This window comes from Halomonas qinghailakensis (assembly GCF_025820815.1).
Classification (GTDB): Bacteria; Pseudomonadota; Gammaproteobacteria; order Pseudomonadales; family Halomonadaceae; genus Vreelandella; species Vreelandella qaidamensis.
Genome location: NZ_CP096973.1, coordinates 2,179,161 through 2,194,675, shown reverse-complemented (window position 1 = coordinate 2,194,675; position 15,515 = coordinate 2,179,161). Strand labels below are relative to the sequence as shown.

The following is a 15,515-nucleotide window of genomic DNA, read 5'->3' as shown; positions in this document are numbered from 1 at the left end:
ATTACAGCGAACTACAGCATAAACAGCTATTTTACTGATTTACAATGCCTACATATGGCAATACCAGCGCATGCTGATTCCATGCTTGTACTCATAGAATATGCCCTTGTGGCTGATCGCTGTGTTGGACAGCACGTTTGGAGATAACATGACGGGCCCTTCAGCCGAAGATGAAACGCTTTATGCTTCGCTCACCAATGAGCTTCCTGCCTTTCTTACGGAAGCACTGCTGCAAACGGCGAGTTTACCTTCGTTACCTGCCGTTGCGTTGCAGGTACTCGAAGTCGCTCGCTCTCCCCACGCCCCTCTGGGCGAGTATGTGCGTGTCATTGAACGTGATCCTGGGTTAACAGCACGTCTAATCGCGGTCGCTAATAGTGTCTATTACCTACGCTCGGCTCCCCCAGCACAAACCAGTTTAGAAGCGACGCAACGCCTGGGCCTGGATGCCACACTTGCTACCGTACTGAGCTTCACACTACTGCCCTGGCCGCCGACAGAAACAGTGGTTATTCGAACATGGCGGCGTGCCATTGTTGCAGCGGTAGTGGCAGGTAAACTGGCTAACCAACTCTGCCCTACGAAAGTAGGCAGCGCGTTCACACTCGCCCTACTACAAGACATCGGCATATTGGCAATCATTACCACCTATCCTGACGAAGCAGATACACTATACGCTGATTACCAAGCGTCCCATGCACAGTTAATCAACGCAGAGCGCCACTGCTTTGGCAGTGATCATACGCGAATTGGCGCCTGGTTAGCCGCGAAGTGGGGCCTACCTTCTCCCATCGTGCGGGCTATTTACCAAAGCCATGATGGCTTTGTAACCGATGACATGGAGACTCTTTGCTTACGTTTATCAGGCGCTATCGCTGATGCTTGGCTTAGCCCTGAACCAAGTGTGTCGTTAGCGCTATTACTAAAACAGATAGCCATCGCGGAGACAGTGCCAACACATGCAATTGAAGCACTCTTGCACCGACTACCCGAAGAGATAGACCTATTAACGGACATTCTTAACCTTACGGCACCGTCGTCTATCGACAGCCATGCACTGCTAGCAGAAGCCAAACAATTGCTTTATCAACACTCACTAGCACTTACCGCACGGTTAGATGATCAACAGCAGCAGTTGAATACATTACAGTTGCACAACGCTGCATTAGAAAAACGCAGCCGTATTGACTCACTTACCCAGCTTGCTAACCGTGCTTGGTTAGAAAAACAGCTCGAAGAGCGCTTTGCTCTTTGTAACGAGCAACGCCGCACTATGTCGGTCATATTCATTGATTTAGACCATTTTAAAGTGCTGAACGACCGCTATGGTCATCAGGCCGGTGACTTGATTTTAGAGCGGTTTGGTAAAACGCTGGCGTCGTTAATTCGAAAAGGTGATTTAGCTGGACGCTACGGCGGCGAAGAATTTTTAATTATATTGCCTGATGAAACATCTCAAACCGCTAAACAGTTAGCTGAACGGATTGAACTGCATTTAAAAGAGCAACCTATGCTAACCGTAGATCAGGAAGCGCTATATATAACAGCTTCCATGGGCATTGCGTGTTTAAGTGATGGCAATTTCCGCAATGAACGCGATCTAATAGATGCCGCCGACCAAAGCATGTACTTCATCAAACGCTCTGGCCGTCGGGGCATCTCTGTTTATGGTCAAGATTAGCCATGCCAATAGTAACCGTTATTCTTTTATTATCTGTTCATTGCCTCTGGTAGATATAACGCAATCTCTGGAAAGAGGTGCATAAAGGCAATTGCTAGCAGCATCAGTAAAAAGAACGGCAACGTAGCTTTCGTGATAGTGACAATATCTTTTCCTGTAAGCCCCTGAATTACAAATAGATTAAATCCAACAGGCGGGGTGATTTGCGACATTTCCACCACAATCACAAGATAGATACCGAACCAAATCAAATCGAAACCAGCAGCGCTAATGACCGGCATGATAATCGCAGTCACTAATAAAATCAGCGAAATACCATCCAGAAAACAGCCCATAATCAGTAGCAATAGCGTTAAAGCTACTAACAGCATTGTAGGCGATAACCCCATCTCACCAATCGCCCGTGCCAATTGCATCGGTACCTGAGTAAAACCCATTGCTGAGGTGAGAAACGACGCACCGGCAATAATAAAGGCGATCATGCATGCAGTACGCACGGCGGCAAATAACGAGCTGGTAAAGATGTCGCGATTAAAGTGGCCATTAAAATGCGCAATAACCATCGACAGCACAACGCCCACCGCTGCAGCTTCTGTTGGTGATGCAAGGCCTCCATAAATCGATACGATAATACCGCCAATAAGCAGCAGAATTGGCACCAGCGACCAGGTATTGCGCAGCTTCTCAACGAAGCTCATACCCGACTCATCAGCACCGGTTAACCCGTTTCGATTACCTTTCAACAGAGCCCACAACACGAGATAGGTCATGAACATGGCTAAGATCATCAGCCCTGGTCCAATACCTGCCATAAATAACCGAGTAATGGACTGCTCAGTCACTACACCATATACAATCAACACAATGGAAGGCGGAATGAGTAGTCCCAGCGTCGATGCGCTAGCCAAAGTGCCAATGGCCATATTGCTGTCATAGCCGCGCCGCTCGAGTTCCGGCAGGGTCATTTTCCCCACCGTGGCACAGGTCGCTGCCGAAGAGCCACAAACAGCGGCAAACATGCCACTACCAATGATATTAGTATGCAGCAAACGTCCCGGCAGGCGATTTAGCCAGGGCGACAAGCCACGAAACATGTTGTCAGCCAGGCCTGAGCGAAACAGAATCTCACCCATCCAGATAAACATCGGCAACGCCGTTAAATCCCAGCCATAGCTCGCTCCCCAAAAATCCGAGGCAAGAATAGGGCCGGGGTCAAAAGGACTAAAAAACTGAAGGGCAACCCAGGCAGTGCCAATTAGAGCAAAGGCAATCCAGACGCCACTGCCTAACAGCACCACGAGGGTAAAAATAGTAACCAAACTGAGTAATAGCACGAGGGTATCTCCCGAGTAGCGTCTTAATGCGCTTCGTTGTCGTCGATGGCGGTCACTTCACGGAAGCTCGCAGGGTCGCGAATGGCAATGCGCAGCGCTATCCACAGTGCCTCCATCAGCGCCAATGCCAACAGCCCTACCCCAACAATCAATACTGATTGAGGTATCCACAAGGGAATAGATAAAAAGCCTGACGACACGTCGTTGTATTGAAGGCTTTCCCTGGCTAATCCAATTAAGCCGTAGGCCAGCAAAAGGCTGATCACTACCGCAACAAGCAATCCAAACACCTCAAACCAGACGCGGATTGCAGCAGGTAGACGCGAGATAAGTAGCGTCACCCTAATATGGGCATGATGAACAAAGGTGTAGGCCAGACCAAGAAATGTGGCGCCTACTAACAGATATGAAGCCATCTCAGATACGCCGGTGATGCTCACGCCAAGTCGGCTAAGGCCAACCAAAACCAGCAGCGCATCTACTAAGCGAAACGTGACCTGCAGTGCGATAAGTGCACAAATAGCCACCATACACGCGGCTGCACCCCAGGCACCGAGGCGGTAGAGTTTGTCGAATTTAAACATCATGTTCGCAGTCTCATTGAGCGCGTGGGTGGAAAGGGCGACACAATTAGCCGCCCTTAAAGCCAGCATTAGTTATTAAAACCAGTCATTAAGACCAGATACTAAGACCAGATATTAAGGCTCAGTTATCGCGCTGTTCGCGATAGCTCTCTAAGGCTTGCTTTGCATCGTCGTCAGCACGAGATTCCCAGTCGGCAAATAGCTCATCACCAGCCGCTTGCAGTGCAGCAGAAACCGCTTCATTAGGCTCAGAAACCGAAATACCATTTTCTTTCAGTGTTTCTAGGCTAGCCTCATTATTCTCGCGGCTCATTTGCCAGCCACGCTCTTCAGCACGCGCTGCGGCTTCCATTAGGGCATCTTGAGTAGCTTCATCTAAACGGTCAAAGCTGCGCTGGCTCATAAACACAATGTTCTTAGGCAGCCACAAGTTAGCATCGGTGTAGTCGGTCACGTAGTCCCAGGCAGCCATTGAGTTGCCGGTAGAACTGGACGTAATCATGGCATCCACACGACCGGTGCTAAATGCAGTAGGAATATCAGACTCCTCAGTTTCCGTCGGGCTGCCACCTAAATTATCAACGAAACGCTGAGTATTAATATTCGGCGCACGCACCCGCAAGCCATCAAACTGATCAGGGTCCGTTAACGGCTCAGAAGTGTAAATTCCCTGGGCGGGCCAAGCGACAGCATAGAGAGGAACCATTCCTTCATAGGCAAATAGCTCAGTAATCATCGGCTTAGTGGCTTCCCACAAGGCATAGGCATCTTCATAGCTACCGGCTACCCCCGGCAACGTATCGACTTCGAAAATAGGATCATCGTTTGAAAGAATGGAGAGGAAAACTTCGCCAGCATCAATCGTGCCGCGGCGCACCGACGGTTTAATTTCACCATGAGAAACCAGAGAACCACCGCTATGCACCGTAATGGTTAAATCACCATTAGTGGCTTCGGCCACATCCTCTGCAAACTGTTTGTTGTTTTGGGTATGGAAACTTGCATCACCATAAGGCGTTGCCATGGTCCACTCAGCCGCCTGAACGGTCGCCGCAGCAGCAAGGCTGCAAGCGGTCACTAGCAGTAATGGCGTTGTTATATGTTTATGCATGGGGACGTCCTCTTATTCATATTAATGGGAGTTCAGGTTAATCGAGGTGTTACTTCGGGGGTGGCAAGGGTCGCGCCAGGTTGAACCCAACGCCCGGTAAAACATGTATTTGCCATGTCAGCGCGCCGTTCTCTAGCATAGTTAGCGGCACACTCTTGGGCGATCCGGCCCACGCTGCGACAAAAGCGCGGGTGGTTTGCACTGCGCCAGATCACATCATAGTTCATCGGCGGCAAAGGGGCGGGGAGCGCTAAACGGTATAGATCACCTCGGCGCCACTCATCCAGCACGGTGGCAACAGGTAACGCGCCAATCCCCAGCCCTTCCATAGTCATCCGCGCAATAGTCATTAGCGTGCTGACACTGTGGATGCGCGGCTGCTGGACGCCCATATCAGCAAGATAACGTACCAATTCTTCATAAGGGCGGGCCTGCCGACCAAAGGAGATAAACGGCAACGCGTGACACCAAGCGTCTGGGCGTTCGCTTAGCAACGCGGCATGGCGAGGTGAGACAAACATGCCCATTTCATAAGGGCTTAACCTATCGCACTCAATTTGCTCTGGGGCTAGGTAGCCATTCATGGCCAGTAAAATATCGAGTTCATTACCTATCAACCGATTATTGAGGGCCGGCGAATAGTCGACAGTGAGCTCAATAATTAGCTTGGGATAACGCTCGGTAAGGCGCTGAATAAAATCAGGAAACCAACTATGGGCAATGGTTTCGATAGTGCCAAGCCGCAAGGGAGCGGAAAACGTTTCAGCGTTATCAAACAGCTTTAGCGCCTCGTCACGCTGATGCAGTATGCGCTCAGCATGCAGAAAGAATTCACGGCCACGCATAGTCGGCTGAATTGGACGCGCAGAGCGCTCAAGCAACAGCTCCCCAACGGTGCTCTCTAAACGTGAGATACGCTCAGAAATAGAGGGCTGGGTAATATGCAGGCGTACGGCAGCCTTGCGAAAAGAGCCCAGTTTTACCGCCCATACAAAAGCGTCTAGCTCTTTGAAATCAAGCATACATTTGCCTAACCAACGGTTGCAGTAATATCGGCAGAGGTTGCCACACAACGCAGGTAGCGTCGCGCGCTATGGCGCTCTCTAGCGCAATGTATCACTGAGTGAAACGAGCGCATTACTTTGTGATGCAATCTTAAGGCCAGCATGGTGGTGTTACCTATGGCGGCACACTGAACGCTAACAAACTGTTCCGTGGTCGGCATTTGCATGTTTCACTCCTTCAAACGTCTCACTAACCGCCGATTATTATTTCTGCTGCAGATATTTTCTAAAGCTGGCGTGAGCGCTTTTTTATAATCTTTTATCAAGTCGCTTTATTTATTTGATAATCGTAACCAAGCTCAGGGTCAACTATTTTTCCAATAAATAACAGCATGATAGGAAGCTCCGATACTCAGTATCAGTAAAAACGATTGGAACTTAACAAGATAGGTTCATATATTGGTTTTAAGCAACCATGCTGCTAACCAAGCTAATTAGTTACAACTGATGGTGTCGGCCGACATTTATAATCGGTACTTTACAACGGCTTATTTAATATTAGCGCTCTATTATTAAAAACAGAATTTTGTTACTGCTGCTATGAATAATAGGCAGCTAACCACTACGTTAAGCTAATAAATTCAAAAAAAACGGCTAGGAGACATTATGGCAATCCCACTGTTGAACTGCGACATGGGCGAAAGCTTTGGTAATTGGTCAATTGGCTTAGATGCTGAAGTAATGCCTCACGTTGACTGTGCCAACATTGCCTGTGGCTATCACGCCTCGGACCCCCATGTCATGCGTCGCACCGTAGCCCTAGCTCACCAGCATGGTGTTCGTATTGGGGCCCACCCAGGCTACCCGGATTTAATGGGGTTTGGTCGTCGTTCCATAGCTTGCTCGCCTGCCGAAGTGGAAGATATGGTGCTCTATCAAGTGGGTGCGCTAGCCGCTATTTGCCAAGCAGAAGGCACAGCACTTAGCTACATTAAACCCCATGGGGCAATGTATAACGATATGGCGGCCAACCTTGAACTACTGGAAGGCGTTATGCGTGCAGTTCGTGCTTATGATGCCAGCCTCCCGCTGATGGTAATGGCTACCGCCGACCCCGAGCCTCATCGTCAGTTAGCAAAAAAAATGGGCATTACCCTGTGGTTTGAAACCTTTGCTGACCGCGCTTATGAAGCAACCGGCCATCTCGCCTCTCGTCGCCTGGAAGGTGCGGTTCATCACGATCAAGCCACTATCGTTGCGCAGGCCGTAGCACTTGCCAAAGGCGAGGCGCTGACTGCCCGCGATGGCAGCACACTGCAGCTGCCCTGCGACACTTTGTGCGTGCATGGCGACAACCCGGAATCAGTCGCTGCCGTGCGGGCTATTCGCGATGCCTTTACAGCGCTGGAGTCGGCGTGAAACTGCGTTTAGAAACGGCGGCGATGGACGCCATAACGGTACGCTTGTTTGATACTATCGATGAATCCAATATGGCGTGGATCATCGCTGCCGATCAAACCCTACGCAATGCGCTGGGTGGGGCACTCATTGACCTAATTCCCTCTTACACCACGCTGCTGGTGCACTATGACAGCCAGCAACTCACATTTGCCCACGTCACGACGCTAATTCGCAATGCCCTACGCGACTTAACGCCCGCTGAGTCGCAGAACGGCCAACTGCATGAGATCCCCGTGTGGTACGACGAAAGCGTTGGCCCTGAGCTGCCGCTGGTGGCAAAACGCGCTGGCATCAGCATTGAGGCTTTGATTGAACGTCACTGCGACCATGATTACTGCGTATTCGCGCTGGGCTTCGCCCCCGGCTACGGTTTTATGGGCTTGGTAGACGAAGGCATCGCTACACCACGCTTGAAAACACCGCGACGCAAAGTCGCGGCAGGCAGTGTGGGCATTGCCGATCGACAAACCGCTATCTACCCACTCCTTTCTCCAGGGGGGTGGAATATTTTAGGCCGCACCGCCGTACCGCTGTTTGAATACGCTAAGCGGGGCGAGCCTCTACTACGCCCTGGCGACAAAGTGCGTTTCAAAGCAATCAGTAAACAAGAATTCGCAACAGCAGGAGGCGATACAACGCCGATGGAGGAGCGGTCATGAGCCAAGCAATGCTGACCGTTAAGCAAGCCGGGCCGTTAGCGCTCATTCAAGATACCGGACGATTCGGCGTGGGCCATTTGGGTGTCACCCAGGGCGGTGCCGCCGACTGGATATCGTTTCGCTGGGCAAACTGGCTACTCGGTAACGCGCCAGACTGCGCGGCGCTGGAAATTGTGATGGGTGGTAATCTCAGCTTGGTTGCTAATGCAGAGGTGCGCCTAGCACTGTCTGGAGCCGACCTTGGCGCTACCGTCGATGGCCAGCCACTTGCCACCAATACAAGCTTTCTGCTGCGCTCTGGACAAACGCTCATTTTCCGCCAGCCCCGCCGTGGTCTGCGAGCCTACCTCGCGTTTCCGGGGGGGTTAGACGTGCCAGAAGTACTGGGCAGCCGCGCTTGCACTGCCCGCGAGCAAATTGGCGGGCTCAGAGATGATGGCAAACCGCTGCAAACCGGTGACCAGCTCATCTGGCACGGCGGCGTTACCGCCAAGCGTGAGATGCCTGAAGGAACAAAACCCGCCATGCCGGAAAAAAACTGCCAACTCAGCATGGTGCTTGGCTCGCAGGCTTCATATTTCGCCGGACGTAGTCTGTACAACGCGTTTAACCAGCCTTGGACGGTAGATAACCGCGCTGATCGAATGGGTATTCGTCTCACTGGAGTACCGCTGCGCAGCTCACTGAGCGGCATTATTTCCGAAGGCATTCCACTTGGCGCCGTGCAAATCCCACCCGACGGCCAGCCGATTATTTTGATGAATGATCGCCAAACCATCGGCGGCTACCCACGCTTAGGTGCACTTACACCCATGGCCTGTGCCCTGCTTGCTCAATGCTTACCAGGAACAGAGGTGCGTTTGCGCCCGATCAGTGCCAGCCAAGCGCAAGTCGCATATCGGAATCAGATGTGTGTATGGCAATAAAACAGGCTGCCTAAAATAGAAAAGGCATCCAACGGGATGCCTTTATTAACAGTGGCGTTACTCACTCTTAAGCGCCAACAATACCGCCATCTTCACGGGTAATCACCAGCGTTGCAGAGCGTGGAATAGCGCTCCCCCCCTCAGGCCAGTGACTAATAAAGTTGCCAGCGGCAAAGTCATCCGCAGGGGTCGTGGCTCCTGGATGCTGGACGTTAACAAACATGGTGCGCTGGTCAGGTGTTGTCACTACGCCGGTGATCTCCTGGCCTATTGGCCCAGTCAAAAAGCGTTTTATTTCGCCTGTTTCTGGGTTGGCGACCAACATCTGGTTATTGCCAAAGGCTTCAAAGATACCGGTATTCATTACCGACTCGCTGACGTCCGTTTGTATCCATACCCGGCGGTCAGGGTCGATCCATAAACCGTCAGGGCAGCAGAACATATTGTCGTCATTTAAGGTGTTACCTGCGAGATCACGACTGCTTTCTTGGTCTCCCCCAAGTACAAACAGATCCCACTGGAAGCGTTCACCAGCATGGCTGCCCTCTTCTTGCCAGCGAATAATATGCCCGAAGTTATTGTTGGCGCGCGGGTTGGCAGCGTCTTCATCGCCCTCTTCACGGCGGGTGTTGTTGGTCAGGGTAAAATATACCTGCCCAGTGACAGGGTCGACTGCTCCCCATTCAGGGCGGTCCATTTTTGTGGCACCGACAACATCCGCAGCGCTGCGCGTATTGACTAAGATATCCGCCAGATCTGCAAAACCATTGTCGGGCGTCAAACCGTTCTGACCAGGCGCAAGCGCTAGCCACTCACCGCTGCCATCTTCATTAAATTTGGCAACGTATAAGGTACCTTCATCCAACAGTGAGCCATCCGCGGTTGCAGCTTGGTACGGCTGACGAGAAACAAATTTATAGATGTACTCAAAGCGAGCGTCATCCCCTGAGTAAGCAACCACTGGCTGCCCTTCCACCGCAGGCGCAAAAATAACGCCTTCGTGGGCAAAGCGCCCAAGGTGGGTGCGCTTGACAGGAGCAGCGTCCGGCGACATAGGGTCAATTTCGACCATCCAGCCAAAAGTATGCGGCTCGTTGCGGTAATCGTCAGTTGCACTTGCCCCTTTGCTGCTCGCATCAAAACGGGCAAACATATCATCTTCGCGATCAGCACGATGCCATTGGTAGCGCCCTGTCTCACGCGTTTCTATCCCATAACGGGTTTGCCTGCGGTCAATATCAGCATCGTTATTGGCGAAGTAGCCCGCCCAATTCTCTTCCGCAGCCAAATAGGTGTTCCACGGGGTAACACCATGAGCACAGTTATTAATCGTGCCACGCGTCATGGTACCGTCAGGGCTGTAGTGTGTTTTTACGTGGTCAGTCTCAGCTACTGGCCCTGAAAGACGCATCGGCGTTTGTGCAGTCACACGGCGGTTTAGCGCATCCTGCACAACGCCCCACTCACCGCTCTCAGCCTGGCGAACACGTACCAGCGTGATGCCATGGGCATTCATTTCCTTGATGACTTGGTCAGCATCGCGGCTGCCATCCGCATGCTGAGGGAAACCATTACGATCTAATGACAACCCAGCAGCCGCGGCATGTAAAAAGCGCGGTTCAACGTACTCATGGTTAAGCACCAACAGGCCATCGGTGGAACTGCCGTTTAGTGGGAAGAAGTGCATGCCATCGTGATGGCTTCCTACCTGCTGGGCTTGATCGTCGCCGCTGCCATTGTGAGTAAAAGCAGGCATATCGCCACTAATCGGCGTTCCCCACGGAATAAAGCTCTGTACACGATAACCGTCAGGCACTACCACTTTATCTGCCGCGCTGACCGGTACTGGCTTAAACCCAAGGCTAGGCGATGAAACACCATCCTGTGCTGCAAAGGCATTATTAAAGGGCAGTTTGGTTGCCATCAACCCGGCAATCACCGTAGCCAGGCCACCCTTCAGCACGCCCCGCCGAGTTAACCGCTTTTCGAGCACATCGCCAAAATAAGCATTGTTAGAGACGTTGCTAAGGGGTTCGTCACCTTCTGCGAGAACTACTGAAACCTTACCTGGAACAAAACGCTGCTGCGCCATAAGAACTCTCCCTTTAAAAAAACCACTGTGGCTTAACGCCGACAAATCCAGGAGATAAGAATCAGCAATGTTTATGAACGGTAAGTGACACTGCAGTTAAACTTACGTGTTATATCGAACCAAAAAAACCCGCATCTTTTCGATGCGGGTTAGAACAAGCAAGGCGTTGCTTAGAGTAATGGTTACTTCAACATTTATGCCACGTCGAAGCGGTCTGCGTTCATCACTTTTGTCCAGGCAGCGACGAAGTCTTTAACAAACTTCTCGCCATTATCGTCCTGAGCATACACTTCTGCGTAAGAGCGCAGCAGTGAGTTAGAGCCAAACACTAGGTCAACACGCGAAGCGGTCCACTTCACGGCACCCGTGGCACGGTCGCAGATTTCGTAGGCGTTGTTACTCACCGGCTTCCAGCTATTGCCCATATCGGTCAGGTTAACGAAGAAATCGTTGGTCAACTGGCCTTCACGGTTGGTAAACACGCCGTGCTTGGTGCCGCCATAGTTGGTGCCCAGCACCCGCATGCCACCCAGCAGCACGGTCATTTCCGGTGCAGTCAGGCCCATCAGCTGGGCGCGATCCAGCAACATCTCTTCAGGTTTGACGATGTAGTCTTTCTTCTGCCAGTTACGGAAACCGTCGGCAAGCGGCTCCAAGGGTTCAAAAGAATCTACATCGGTCATTTCGTCAGTGGCATCACCTCGGCCTTTGAGGAACGGTACGTGTACCTCATAGCCCGCGGCTTTAGCCGCTTTTTCGATAGCCACGCTGCCTGCCAACACAATCACATCGGCAATGCTGGCACCGGTATCAGCAGATATCTGCTCATACACCTTAAGCACATCAGCAAGACGTTCAGGCTCGTTGCCCTGCCACTCTTTCTGTGGTGCTAGGCGAATGCGGGCACCGTTGGCGCCACCGCGCATATCAGAACCACGGTAAGTGCGCGCGCTATCCCACGCGGTGCTGACCATGTCGCTGATGCTTAGGCCACTCTCAGCGATTTTCTGTTTAACCACTTCTTCACAGTAATCGGTGCTGCCAGCAGGCACCGGGTCTTGCCAAATCAGATCTTCCGCCGGTGCTTCCGGGCCGATATAGCGCGCTTTCGGTCCCATATCACGGTGAGTCAGCTTGAACCACGCTTTCGCGAAGGTCTGCTTAAAGTACTCAGGATCGGCCATGAACTTTTCGCAAATGGCACGGTACGACGGGTCCATCTTCATCGCCATATCCGCATCGGTCATGATGGGGTTGTGACGAATAGAGGGGTCGGTTGCATCAACCGGCTTATCTTCTTCTTTAATATCGATAGGCTCCCACTGATGGGCACCGGCAGGACTTTTCTTCAACTCCCACTCGTAGCCGAACAGCAGGTCAAAGTAACCCATATCGAACTTGGTTGGGTTGGTGGTCCAAGCGCCTTCAATACCGGAAGTCACGGCATTGCTCGCTTTACCGTCCATGTGCGGGTTGTTCCAGCCAAAACCCTGATTTTCGACATCAGAGGCTTCCGGCTCGACACTTAGCGCACCGGCATCACCATTACCATGGCATTTACCCACGGTGTGGCCGCCCGCAGTTAGCGCGGCAGTTTCTTCGTCGTTCATCGCCATACGGGCGAAAGTAAGACGCACATGCTCTGCCGTCATAAGCGGATCAGGCTGACCGTTCACCCCTTCTGGGTTAACGTAAATAAGCCCCATTTGAACCGCTGCAAGCGGGTTTTCCATGGTGTCCGGCTTGGTAACGTCACCATAGCGCTCGTCAGAAGGCGCCAACCACTCTTTTTCAGCGCCCCAATAAATGTCTTTCTCTGGGTGCCAAATATCTTCACGGCCAAACGAGAAACCGTAGGCAGGCAGCCCCATGGACTCGTAAGCCACGGTGCCTGCCAAGATCATCAAGTCTGCCCAACTAATTTTATTACCGTACTTTTTCTTGATTGGCCACAGCAAACGGCGCGCTTTATCAAGGCTGACGTTATCCGGCCAGGAGTTCAGTGGCGCAAAACGCTGGCTACCGGTACCACCGCCACCACGGCCATCAGCAATGCGGTAGGTGCCCGCAGAGTGCCATGCCATGCGAATCATTAAGCCACCGTAATGGCCCCAGTCGGCTGGCCACCAGGCTTGGCTGTCGGTCATCAAGGCATGAACATCTTGCTTTAGGGCGTCAAAATCGAGTTTCTTGACCTCTTCCCGATAGTCAAAATCTGGGTCCATCGGGTTAGTTTTGCGATCATGCTGATGCAGGATGTCTAGATTAAGCGCCTCTGGCCACCAATCTTTGTTGGAGGTGCCAGTAGAGGTGTTTCCACCATGCATTACAGGACATTTGCCACTCATATTTCTCTCCCCTTCTTGCTCTTGCCTTGGACCAGCCAAGGAAATAGACGGTTGGCACTCTTCTTAGTATTACTGCACTGCAAATTATTACACTTCGTACAGTCAAGAATGCGTCATCAACGTAATACTGTTTTAAAGCACATTGACGATAGCTACAATTTGCATTTTACGACCAACCTTATAGCTTTTAGCTATTTGTTTTAAGGTAACTACTTAAGAGCATAGCCATACGTATTTATCAGTACCAGTTAATGACCTCTTTCGTACATACCGGCTGACTAAATAGCGCTCTTTTATGACGATTATTTTTTAATTGGCGATGAATTGAATTGTGATATTTTGTTAAATACACAGGATCTACTCAGGCGTTAAAGCAACAGATATCAACCGAGAAGCACTTCATGGTGACGGCAAAACACTCCGGCCGCGGCTTTACGCTATTAGAGCTGCTCATTGCACTGGCACTGTTTGCCACACTAGCCACCATCGCCATCCCTAATTTCGCACGTATCATTCAGGAAAATCGTGTCATAACAACGGCCAACGACTACAAAATTGCTTTAAGTTACGCGCGCAGTGAAGCCGTCAGACGCAATCAATCTATTCGCTTACAGCCAGTAGCCGACGGCTGGAGTGCGGGCTGGGAGGTGACTGATGATACAACCCAACTGCGCACATGGTCACAGACCCAGCCCGATATATCAGTTAACGGTGCACCTGAATCGTTCACCTTCAACAGCCAAGGTCGTCTTGCTACAGCAGACTTTGTTTCACAGGACATATCAATAGCACTAGAGGAACTAGGCCGCTGTATTCGGGTAGAGCCAAGCGGTATCTCTCGCGTGTTATCGCGTCGTCAAGCTTGTGATTGACCTAACATCGAGCCCTGCTTATGCCTAAACCACAATGCGGTGTTTCTCTGCTGGAGTCACTAATCGCGCTACTCGTACTGTCCATCGGGTTATTAGGGGTAGTGGGATTACAAACACAGTCGCTGATGCACAACCGTGCCGCTTACTTTGAAACCCAGGCAACCAATATGGCCCAAGACATGCTCGACCGCATACGCGCCAATCCTGATCAGACCGCTGCTTATGCACTAAGTGTCGGCAGTACGGTACTTGGCAACGGACTAGCCGCCAACGACCAATCCGAGTGGGTCGAGGATCTTGCTAGCGCGCTGCCTGACGGTGAAGGAGGGGTTGCCATCAACAATCGTCGTGTCAATGTCACCGTACGCTGGACAGACGCCTCTGCCCCTGGCAATACGCGTCAAATTCAGCTTGTATCGGAGCTGTAAGATGGACGAAACGCCTAAGGTTCATCACGCTTCTGCACTTCAATCGGGGTTTACCTTAGTAGAACTGCTCGTTGCGATGGTGATTGGCTTACTCGTCATGGCCGGGGCCACCCAGCTTTTTATCTCGTCTCAGCAAAGCTACCGGTTTCAAACCGCACTGGCGAATATGCAGGATGCTGGCCGATTCGCACTAGATACGGTAGCTCAAGAACTGCGCCAAGCAGACTTCAGCGGCGGCTGTGCACCTTCACAGATGACCAATCATCTACGCAATATTGACGATACTGGAAATGCCCATAACGCGATTCAGGCATGGAGTGACACAAGCACCAGCAACTTTGCATCGCAACTTCTCAACCCTATTGAAAGCCAGCACAGCATCGTGTTTCGTGGTGGGCTTATCACTCGCACTGGCTTTGCTGACAACTCGCTAACCGTAAGTAGTAACTCCCCTTTTACTCTTAACCGAAACGTAGACAGCCTGTACCGCAATCAGCTGGTCCTTCTCCAAGGTTTACAAACTTGTGATGTGTTTTATAACGCCTCAAACAGCGACAGCGTGCTTCAAAAAGCGACGGGGGCAGGATGGCTAGGCAATAACGACGCTGACAGTATTTTCTACAGCGTGGGTCAAAACGTTTCGCTGAGCGCCCTTAACAGCGCGCTTTACTATATCGGCCAAGACCCAGATAACGATGTTCCCCCTTCGTTAATGCGTTTAAACCTGAGCCAGAGGACACCACGCAACGAAATAGTTGCCAGCAACGTTGTTGCCATGCGCACCGCTTTCTTAATGGATGACGAATACCTTCCTCCCGAACAGCTCAGTGACGCTCAATGGGAAGATGTACGCGCGCTGCGCATCAGTTTAATTATACAGAGCGATCAAGCTAACCTGCGACGCACGCCGACATCCATTGCCACGGGGAATTTTCGCGACGATAACGCCTTCACCGCCGATGACGGTCGGCTTTATCAAGCCTTCACCACCACCATTTCGTTGAGGAACCGCTAA

At 51.4% G+C, this 15,515-nt stretch carries 14 protein-coding genes; 7 read left to right on the top strand and 7 right to left on the bottom strand.

All coding sequences use genetic code 11. From position 1 onward, the window contains the following. The first annotated feature begins 148 nt into the window (after positions 1–148). On the top strand, positions 149–1,681 hold the full coding sequence (locus M0220_RS10315; protein ID WP_264017577.1) for a diguanylate cyclase: 1,533 nt from the start codon (positions 149–151) through the stop codon (positions 1,679–1,681). 29 nt (positions 1,682–1,710) lie between these two features. Here the strand turns inward: M0220_RS10315 and M0220_RS10310 are convergent, their stop codons facing one another. From M0220_RS10310 to M0220_RS10290, 5 genes are all read right to left on the bottom strand, one after another. Beyond that, positions 1,711–3,015 carry a TRAP transporter large permease gene (locus M0220_RS10310; RefSeq protein ID WP_030070649.1) on the bottom strand — a complete coding sequence of 435 codons (1,305 nt, stop codon included), beginning with the start codon at positions 3,013–3,015 and terminating at the stop codon, positions 1,711–1,713. 23 nt (positions 3,016–3,038) lie between these two features. Continuing rightward, entirely contained in the window at positions 3,039–3,602 is a 564-nt protein-coding gene (locus M0220_RS10305; RefSeq protein ID WP_264017576.1) for a TRAP transporter small permease, read from the bottom strand. Between the two features lie 118 nt (positions 3,603–3,720). Continuing rightward, a complete protein-coding gene (locus tag M0220_RS10300; RefSeq protein ID WP_030070651.1) occupies positions 3,721–4,710 on the bottom strand; it encodes a TRAP transporter substrate-binding protein in 990 nt (329 codons plus the stop codon). A gap of 32 nt (positions 4,711–4,742) precedes the next feature. After that, on the bottom strand, positions 4,743–5,732 hold the full coding sequence (locus tag M0220_RS10295) for a LysR family transcriptional regulator (RefSeq protein WP_264017575.1): 990 nt from the start codon (positions 5,730–5,732) through the stop codon (positions 4,743–4,745). 8 nt (positions 5,733–5,740) lie between these two features. Beyond that, a complete protein-coding gene (locus M0220_RS10290) occupies positions 5,741–5,941 on the bottom strand; it encodes a hypothetical protein (RefSeq protein ID WP_030070654.1) in 201 nt (66 codons plus the stop codon). A gap of 439 nt (positions 5,942–6,380) precedes the next feature. Here M0220_RS10290 and M0220_RS10285 point away from each other — a divergent pair, with 439 nt between their 5' ends. The 3 genes from M0220_RS10285 to M0220_RS10275 are packed head-to-tail and all read left to right on the top strand — an operon-like array spanning position 6,381 to position 8,760. Beyond that, positions 6,381–7,133: a 5-oxoprolinase subunit PxpA gene (locus M0220_RS10285; RefSeq protein ID WP_264017574.1), complete on the top strand. Its 753-nt coding sequence runs from the start codon at positions 6,381–6,383 to the stop codon at positions 7,131–7,133. After that, positions 7,130–7,834 (top strand): 5-oxoprolinase subunit PxpB, encoded by a 705-nt coding sequence (gene pxpB / locus M0220_RS10280; protein ID WP_264017573.1) that lies wholly within the window; start codon positions 7,130–7,132, stop codon positions 7,832–7,834. Before M0220_RS10285 ends, pxpB begins: the two co-directional genes overlap by 4 nt. Then, on the top strand, positions 7,831–8,760 hold the full coding sequence (locus M0220_RS10275; RefSeq protein WP_264017572.1) for a 5-oxoprolinase subunit C family protein: 930 nt from the start codon (positions 7,831–7,833) through the stop codon (positions 8,758–8,760). Before pxpB ends, M0220_RS10275 begins: the two co-directional genes overlap by 4 nt. Positions 8,761–8,827: 67 nt before the next feature. On the opposite strand, the gene M0220_RS10270 is transcribed toward M0220_RS10275, so the two are convergent. Both M0220_RS10270 and katG read right to left on the bottom strand, forming a co-directional pair. Beyond that, complete coding sequence (locus M0220_RS10270) at positions 8,828–10,852, bottom strand: PhoX family protein (RefSeq protein WP_264017571.1); 2,025 nt, start codon at positions 10,850–10,852, stop codon at positions 8,828–8,830. Positions 10,853–11,046: 194 nt separating this feature from the next. Further along, the gene (katG, locus tag M0220_RS10265) at positions 11,047–13,200 is read right to left on the bottom strand and encodes a catalase/peroxidase HPI (protein ID WP_264017570.1); all 2,154 of its coding nucleotides are present in this window, start codon (positions 13,198–13,200) and stop codon (positions 11,047–11,049) included. Between the two features lie 401 nt (positions 13,201–13,601). Here katG and M0220_RS10260 point away from each other — a divergent pair, with 401 nt between their 5' ends. From M0220_RS10260 to M0220_RS10250, 3 genes are read left to right on the top strand one after another with little or no spacing between them, the layout of a single operon-like run. Further along, positions 13,602–14,072 carry a GspH/FimT family pseudopilin gene (locus M0220_RS10260; protein ID WP_264017569.1) on the top strand — a complete coding sequence of 157 codons (471 nt, stop codon included), beginning with the start codon at positions 13,602–13,604 and terminating at the stop codon, positions 14,070–14,072. A gap of 20 nt (positions 14,073–14,092) precedes the next feature. Continuing rightward, on the top strand, positions 14,093–14,500 hold the full coding sequence (pilV, locus tag M0220_RS10255; RefSeq protein WP_264017568.1) for a type IV pilus modification protein PilV: 408 nt from the start codon (positions 14,093–14,095) through the stop codon (positions 14,498–14,500). 1 nt (position 14,501) lies between these two features. Continuing rightward, a complete protein-coding gene (locus tag M0220_RS10250) occupies positions 14,502–15,515 on the top strand; it encodes a PilW family protein (protein ID WP_030070672.1) in 1,014 nt (337 codons plus the stop codon).

Coding starts and splice junctions, on each gene's coding strand:
- M0220_RS10315 (WP_264017577.1), top strand. CDS start 149: ATGACGGGCCCTTCAGCCGAAGATGAAACGCTTTATGCTTCGCTCACC.
- M0220_RS10305 (WP_264017576.1), bottom strand. CDS start 3,602: ATGATGTTTAAATTCGACAAACTCTACCGCCTCGGTGCCTGGGGTGCA.
- M0220_RS10300 (WP_030070651.1), bottom strand. CDS start 4,710: ATGCATAAACATATAACAACGCCATTACTGCTAGTGACCGCTTGCAGC.
- M0220_RS10295 (WP_264017575.1), bottom strand. CDS start 5,732: ATGCTTGATTTCAAAGAGCTAGACGCTTTTGTATGGGCGGTAAAACTG.
- M0220_RS10290 (WP_030070654.1), bottom strand. CDS start 5,941: ATGCAAATGCCGACCACGGAACAGTTTGTTAGCGTTCAGTGTGCCGCC.
- M0220_RS10285 (WP_264017574.1), top strand. CDS start 6,381: ATGGCAATCCCACTGTTGAACTGCGACATGGGCGAAAGCTTTGGTAAT.
- M0220_RS10275 (WP_264017572.1), top strand. CDS start 7,831: ATGAGCCAAGCAATGCTGACCGTTAAGCAAGCCGGGCCGTTAGCGCTC.
- M0220_RS10270 (WP_264017571.1), bottom strand. CDS start 10,852: ATGGCGCAGCAGCGTTTTGTTCCAGGTAAGGTTTCAGTAGTTCTCGCA.
- katG (WP_264017570.1), bottom strand. CDS start 13,200: ATGAGTGGCAAATGTCCTGTAATGCATGGTGGAAACACCTCTACTGGC.
- M0220_RS10260 (WP_264017569.1), top strand. CDS start 13,602: ATGGTGACGGCAAAACACTCCGGCCGCGGCTTTACGCTATTAGAGCTG.
- pilV (WP_264017568.1), top strand. CDS start 14,093: ATGCCTAAACCACAATGCGGTGTTTCTCTGCTGGAGTCACTAATCGCG.
- M0220_RS10250 (WP_030070672.1), top strand. CDS start 14,502: ATGGACGAAACGCCTAAGGTTCATCACGCTTCTGCACTTCAATCGGGG.